The organism is Aquimarina sp. AWH4_224, assembly GCF_056160245.1.
Genome location: NZ_JBSWWU010000072.1, coordinates 1 through 344 on the forward strand (window position 1 = coordinate 1; position 344 = coordinate 344).

The window sequence follows — 344 nt, forward strand, 5'->3', positions numbered from 1 at the left end:
AACCGTATTGGTCTAATTCAATGCCTCCATCTTCCGGTTGATGTCGTAACCAATAACTTATCAATTTGCTTATCTTGGAATCCATCATTTAAAAGTAAAATAAGGTACTTAAAAGAGTTAGTGTTATTGTTCGGATCATCATATTTCTATAATAAATAGTTAACTCTCTTGAAGCTTTTGTTTTAAGAAACCAAACCACTCCAATTAAGATTATTCCTGTTATGATACCCGATTTTAGATAAAACATAGCTCTCGGCCAATGTTGAAGTTTAAATAAAATACCTACTGGTATTATGGACAACAAAATCCCTGAAATTATCGATAAAGCCACATTTGACCTTTTA

General features: G+C 31.4%; 1 protein-coding gene. It reads right to left on the reverse strand.

All coding sequences use genetic code 11. From position 1 onward, the window contains the following. Window positions 1–88 precede the first annotated feature (88 nt). A partial coding sequence (locus ACXAGJ_RS24745) for a hypothetical protein (protein ID WP_474843875.1) occupies window positions 89–344 on the reverse strand: 256 nt, incomplete at its 5' end.